Below are 5,428 nucleotides of genomic sequence, written 5' to 3'. Positions count from 1 at the left end.
GCCGGCCTGCGCCGCACCCAGCCGCCGGCACCGCCGCGCGCGGTCGGGTCCCAGACCGCCGGCGGCGTGTTGTCCTGATCCGTCATTCCCCTGCCCTCGCCCCGCTGCGTAGTCGCGTTGCACCCACCGCGCCGTGCCCAGCCGTTCGACTGCTGTCCGACACCGTACAGACCGCGGGTGCGCCGCGGCACGGCACCCGGTGGGTACCGCCCCGTGTCGTACGACGGCGGAACGCCCGGGATCGTGCCCGCCGCGCCCGCCCGCCCGGCCGTCCCGTCAGCCGGCGGTCCGCCGCAGCACCCGCAGCGACCCCGTCACCGAGACCTCCTCGAAGCCCTCGTCCAGCGCCCGCAGGTACACCCGGTACGGCGCCTGCCCGCCGTCCTCCGGGTCCGGGAAGACGTCGTGCACCACCAGCAGGCCGTCCTCGGCCAGGTGCGGCACCCAGCCCTCGTAGTCGCCGGTGGCGTGCTCGTCGGTGTGCCCGCCGTCGATGAAGACCAGCGCCAGCCGGCCGCCCCACAGCGCGGCGATCTGCGGCGAGCGGCCCACCAGGGCCACCACGTGCTCCTCCAGCCCGGCGTGGAACAGCGTCCGGCGGAAGACCGGCAGGGTGTCCATCCGGCCGACCTCCGGGTCGACCAGCGTCGGGTCGTGGTACTCCCAGCCCGGCTGTTGCTCCTCCGAGCCCCGGTGGTGGTCGACGGTGAGCGCCACCGTGCCGGTGCGGCGGGCCGCGTCCGCGAGCAGCACGGCCGAGCGGCCGCAGTACGTGCCGATCTCCAGCACCGGCAGCCCGGTGCGCCCCGCGGCCTCCACCGCCGCCGCGTACAGCGCGAGGCCCTCGTCCACCGGCATGAAGCCGGTCGCCGACTCGAAGGCCTTGAGCACCTCGGGCTCCGGGCGGGCCGCGCCGGGCGCGTCGTGGCGGTCGGTCATGCTGCTGCTCCCTGCGGGGCGGACGGACGGGTGCAGCGGACCCTACCCGACCGTCCGGCGCCGGAGGCCGCCCAGGTCCGCGCCCGGCACCCGGCGTCCGCGCCCGGCGCCCGTACGCTCGTGCCGTCGAGCGCCCCCGGCACGCGGGCGTGCGCGGGCCGTCCAGGCCGACCAGGGCAACGAGGGAACGGGAGCACCGATGCGCGCAGCGATCCTGCACGAGACCGGCCAGGACGAGCTGGAGGTCCGCGAGGACGTGGAGACGGTCGCCGTCGGGCCGGGCACCGTCCGGGTCCGGATGCGCGCGGCGGGGCTCTGCCACTCCGACCTCTCCGCGATGAGCGGCGTCCTGCCGCAGCCCGCGCCGTTCGTGCCCGGCCACGAGGGCGCCGGCGAGGTCACCGAGGTCGGCGAGGGCGTCACCGGCCTCGCCCCGGGCGACCGGGTGGTGCTCTGCTGGATGCCGCCCTGCGGCCGCTGCGCGTTCTGCACCCGCGGCGAGACCCACCTGTGCACCGCGAGCCTCAAGCGGCTCGCCGAGCCGACCTTCCGCTTCGGCGGCGGCACCGCCGCGTACGGCTTCTACAGCACCGGCAGCTTCGCGGAGGAGGCCGTGGTCGCCGCCGACGCCGTGCTGAAGGTGCCCGCCGACCTGCCCTTCGAGCTGGCCGCGCTGGTCGGCTGCGGGGTCACCACCGGCTTCGGCGCGGTGGTGAACACCGCCCGGATCGAGCCGGGAGCCACCGTCGCCGTGCTCGGCGCCGGCGGGGTCGGGGCGGCCGCCGTCCAGGCCGCCCTGGTCAGCGGCGCCGCCCGGGTCACCGTGGTCGACCCGGTCGCCTCCCGCCGCGAACGGGCCCTCGCACTCGGCGCCACCGACGCCCTCGCCCCGGAGGACCTGCGGGCCGCCGCCGAGGGCCTCGCCCTCGGCGGCTACGACTGCGTGGTCGAGGCGGTCGGCCGCTCGGAGACCGTCCGCGCCGCCTACGACGCCGCCCGGCGCGGCGGCACCGTCGTGGTGGTCGGCGCCGGCGCCCGCGACGACAAGGTCTCCTTCAGCCTCGGCGAGCTGTTCTTCAACGAGAAGCGGGTGCTGCCCTCGCTGTACGGCGGCGGTGACGTCGCCCGCACCGCGGCCCGGGTCGTCGAGCTGTGGCGGGCCGGGCGGCTCGACCTGGCCGCGCTGGTCACCCGCCGGGTGCCGCTCGCCGAGGTCGGCGAGGCGGTCGCGGGCATGCGCCGCGGCGAGGGCCTGCGCACCGTGATCACCTTCGACTGAGCCGCGCGCCGCCGGGAACGCCTGCGGCCCGGGGCAGGAGCCCCGGGCCGCAGGCGTGCGAGCAGGTCAGCGGCGGTGCTTGCCGTGCGCGTCGGCGTCGGCGCGGTCGTCAGCCGCCGTCGTGCCACGGTGGCGGCCGTGCCCGTTGTCCTCGGCCACGGCCCCGTCGGCGCCGGGCGCGGTGCGGTCGTGCTCGGTGGTGTCGGTGAGGGTTTCGGACATCAGGTTCTGTCTTCTCCGTGCGGTGCGGTACTGCGGTTGCAGCGTCGTCCGGCCGGGCACTGGGCGGCCCGGCCGCCCGGGCGTTCGGCACCCGGGGCCCCGGCCGCCCCGGCGGCCGGATCGGGTACGAGCCTATCGGGGCGGTCACCGCCCGCGCACGGCACACTCCGATTCGGTGGCGTCCGGCGCGTCCTCAGGCCGGTCTGCCGGTGCGCAGGAAGCCCGCCAGCAGCTCGTGCAGGACGGCGGCGCCCTCCTCGGCCAGCAGGTCGTGGCCGGCCCCGGCGGCCTCCACGTACCGGAAGTCGGTGCCCTCCGCCCGGCCGAGCCGCAGCAGCTCGTGACGGAGCGTGCGGGACTGCCCGACCGGCACCACCTCGTCCCGGTCTCCGTGCACGACCAGCAGCGGCGCCGTCAGCCGTCCGGCCAGCTGCAGCACGTCGCGCGGGCCGCGGGCGTCCTGCGGCTCGGCCTCGCCGCCGAGCCGCTCGCACATCGCCCGGACGGGCTCGGCGGCCTCGGCGAGCAGCCGCGCGCCGGACAGGAAGGGCGCCACCACCGCGCACCGCGCGAGGTGCCCGGCCGGGGCGTGCGCGGCGGCCAGCAGGGCGAGGAACGCGCCGTAGCTCTGCCCGAACAGGGCGGGCGGCTCCAGGCCCAGGGCGGCCCGCTGCTCGGCCAGTCCGTCCAGCAGGTGCAGCACGTCGTCGAGGTCCGGGCCGCCCCAGGCGCCGTGCATCGCCGCCTCGTGCTCGGGCCCGTAGCCGGTGGAGCCGCGCTGGTTGACGGCGACCACGGCCGTCCCGCGGCCGGCCATCCGCTGCAGCGCCGGGTCGAACTCCAGCCGCCAGGCGTCGGCCGGCCCGCCGTGCAGCGCGAGGACGAGGTGCGGGGCGGCCAGCCAGGAGTCGCCGCCGTACACCACGGCCTCCAGCGGGCCGGCCGGGCCGCCGAGGTGCACCAGCCGGGCGCCCTGCCAGCTGCCGCCGTCGCCGGGTTCGGCCGAGCCGTCCACCCGCCAGCCGGGCGGGTGCGCGCCGGCCGGCCCGGCCGGCTGCTCACCGTGCACGGCGCCGGAGCCGAGCGGGGCGAGCTGCAGCGGCAGCGGCGGCGGGACGGCCCCCGGGGTGCCGGTGCCGCCCGCCGCCAGCAGGGCGTCGACGTCGACGGTGGCGAGGGCGGCCGGGCGGTCCGGCGCCGAGTACGGGATCCGCAGGCCGGCCGTCGACCAGTGGCCCGTCTCGCCGAACCGGCCGGGCGGGGCGGGCAGCCGGTCCAGCCGGCCCGCGGAGGGCTGCCAGAGCGCGAGGGCGGTGGCCGCGCCGTGGTCGAGCTGCAGCACGACCCGCGGATCGCCCGCCCCGCCGGGGGCGAGCGCGACCGGCCGCGGCACCGGGCCGGGCAGGTGCAGGCACTCCGGGAAGCGGACCGGGTCGGAGCCGCCGAGCACCGCCCACCCGAGCCGGTCGGCACCGGGCGCGTCGCTGCGGACGAGGCCGAAGCCGCTCGCCGGGTCGAACAGCACCAGCCGGTCGTTGCTGCCCTCGGCGATCTCCAGCAGCGGGGTGACGGCGCCGTGTTCGAGGTCCAGCACGACGGTGCGCACGGCCCCCTCGGCGACCCGGTCCAGGGCCAGCAGGCGTCCGGCGGTGTCCAGCCAGACGCCGCCGCCGTACATCCCGGGCAGCTCGGCGGCCTGGACGGGCGGCGAGCCGTCCGCGGCGATCCGCCAGACCGTGGTGACCGGCCGTCCGTCGGTGCCGAGCGCGACCGCGCCGCCGCCGGGCTGCGGCAGCAGCCGCAGCCCCGGCAGCCACAGCCGGGCCACCTGCTCCTCGCGGCCGTCCGCCGCGGCCGAGAGCAGGACGAGGTCGTGCCGCTCGCCGTCGTGCCGGCAGACCAGCACCCGGCCGTCGGGGAGCGCCACCAGTTGGGAGCGCAGGCTCTCGGTGCGGCCGCCCGGCGGCGGCAGCGGGACGGGCTCCGCGGCGGAGCCGTCGGCGGGCAGCCGCCAGCTCTCGGCGTAGCAGCCGCCGTCCGGGCCGGCGGCCAGGCAGGCAGCGTGCGAGCCGTCGGCGGCGAAGGTGAAGCCGAACCGGCGCAGCGCCTGGGCGGCGCTCCGGGCAACGGTGCTCATCGGCGGCTCTCCTGATCCGTACGGGGGCTGGGACGGGCGGCGGTCAGGTGCCGGCGCCGCCCGGGGACTGCGGGGACGGCGGCTCGGCGAGGGCCGCCAGTGCGGCCAGTGCCCGCTGCGGCGGCCAGCGGTCCGCGGAGGAGCCGGCGGTGAGGCCGAGCACGACCGGGGTGAGCCGGCGGGCGCTCTCGCCGCTGCGCGCGGCCAGGGCCAGCCAGCGCCGCAGCCGGGCCGCGGCGGGCGGGGCCGGCGGGGTGCCGGCCCGGGCCTCGGGGAACTCCTCGGCGAGCAGCGGGGGCCGGCCGGTGGCGAGCAGGAAGAGCAGTCCGCCGAGGGCCTGCCGGTCGTCGGCGTACGGGCCGCGGTGGAGCACGGCGGCGCCGGGCCGCGGCGCCGGGTACGGCCTCGGGTCGAGCAGGAGGGGTCGGCCGTCCGGTCCGACGAGGACCCGGTCGGCGGAGAGGCCGCGCAGCGCGGCGCCCAGTCCGTGCACCCGCACCAGCAGGTCGGCCAGCGCGGTGGCGACGGGGCGGGCCTGCGGCCAGGGGACACCGGGATCGCCGTCCCGGCCGAGCCGTTCGGCGACCCAGTCGTCCAGCGTCGTGCCGGCGGTGCCCGTCCGCAGCCCCGGTGGTGCGGCGAGGCGGGCCGCAGTGAGCGCGGCCGATAACCGCTCGGGTGCCCCGGGCTCCTGCCCGGGCCTGGTCGACCCCCTCCCCTCGAAGGGGCCGACCGGCGGCTCGGCGAACCCCCGCCCGCCACCGCGGAGTTCCGCACCCGCCGGCTCGCCGCGCCTCCCCGCGCGGTCCACCGGCGCGGACGGCCGGGCGGCGCGCCGGGGTCCGTCGACG

Annotated in this window: 5 protein-coding genes; 1 reads left to right on the top strand and 4 read right to left on the bottom strand. The window is 79.2% G+C overall.

Annotated elements, in window-relative coordinates; genetic code table 11:
• Positions 1 to 276: 276 nt before the first annotated feature.
• A complete protein-coding gene (locus tag ABD353_RS34745; RefSeq protein ID WP_344627698.1) occupies positions 277 to 939 on the bottom strand; it encodes a class I SAM-dependent methyltransferase in 663 nt (220 codons plus the stop codon).
• A 199-nt stretch (positions 940 to 1,138) separates the two neighbouring features.
• Between ABD353_RS34745 and ABD353_RS34740 the strand changes: the two genes are divergently transcribed.
• A complete protein-coding gene (locus ABD353_RS34740; protein ID WP_344627697.1) occupies positions 1,139 to 2,218 on the top strand; it encodes an alcohol dehydrogenase catalytic domain-containing protein in 1,080 nt (359 codons plus the stop codon).
• Positions 2,219 to 2,284: 66 nt separating this feature from the next.
• Here ABD353_RS34740 and ABD353_RS34735 read toward each other — a convergent pair whose 3' ends face one another.
• From ABD353_RS34735 to ABD353_RS34725, 3 genes are all read right to left on the bottom strand, one after another.
• Positions 2,285 to 2,440 carry a hypothetical protein gene (locus tag ABD353_RS34735; protein ID WP_344627696.1) on the bottom strand — a complete coding sequence of 52 codons (156 nt, stop codon included), beginning with the start codon at positions 2,438 to 2,440 and terminating at the stop codon, positions 2,285 to 2,287.
• A 193-nt stretch (positions 2,441 to 2,633) separates the two neighbouring features.
• Complete coding sequence (locus ABD353_RS34730) at positions 2,634 to 4,577, bottom strand: S9 family peptidase (RefSeq protein ID WP_344627695.1); 1,944 nt, start codon at positions 4,575 to 4,577, stop codon at positions 2,634 to 2,636.
• A gap of 43 nt (positions 4,578 to 4,620) precedes the next feature.
• Positions 4,621 to 5,070, bottom strand: coding sequence for a hypothetical protein (locus ABD353_RS34725; RefSeq protein ID WP_344627694.1), 450 nt, complete (start codon positions 5,068 to 5,070; stop codon positions 4,621 to 4,623).
• Positions 5,071 to 5,428: the final 358 nt, after the last annotated feature.

The sequence above is a fragment of the Kitasatospora arboriphila genome, assembly GCF_039528095.1.
Lineage (GTDB): Bacteria > Actinomycetota > Actinomycetes > Streptomycetales > Streptomycetaceae > Kitasatospora > Kitasatospora arboriphila.
The sequence above is the reverse complement of the archived record's forward strand: the minus strand, read 5'-3'. Positions and strand labels throughout refer to the sequence as shown.

What these genes read in the sequence shown, in the direction of transcription:
- ABD353_RS34730 (WP_344627695.1), bottom strand. Translation starts at nt 4,577, where the DNA reads ATGAGCACCGTTGCCCGGAGCGCCGCCCAGGCGCTGCGCCGGTTCGGC.
- ABD353_RS34740 (WP_344627697.1), top strand. Translation starts at nt 1,139, where the DNA reads ATGCGCGCAGCGATCCTGCACGAGACCGGCCAGGACGAGCTGGAGGTC.
- ABD353_RS34735 (WP_344627696.1), bottom strand. Translation starts at nt 2,440, where the DNA reads ATGTCCGAAACCCTCACCGACACCACCGAGCACGACCGCACCGCGCCC.
- ABD353_RS34745 (WP_344627698.1), bottom strand. Translation starts at nt 939, where the DNA reads ATGACCGACCGCCACGACGCGCCCGGCGCGGCCCGCCCGGAGCCCGAG.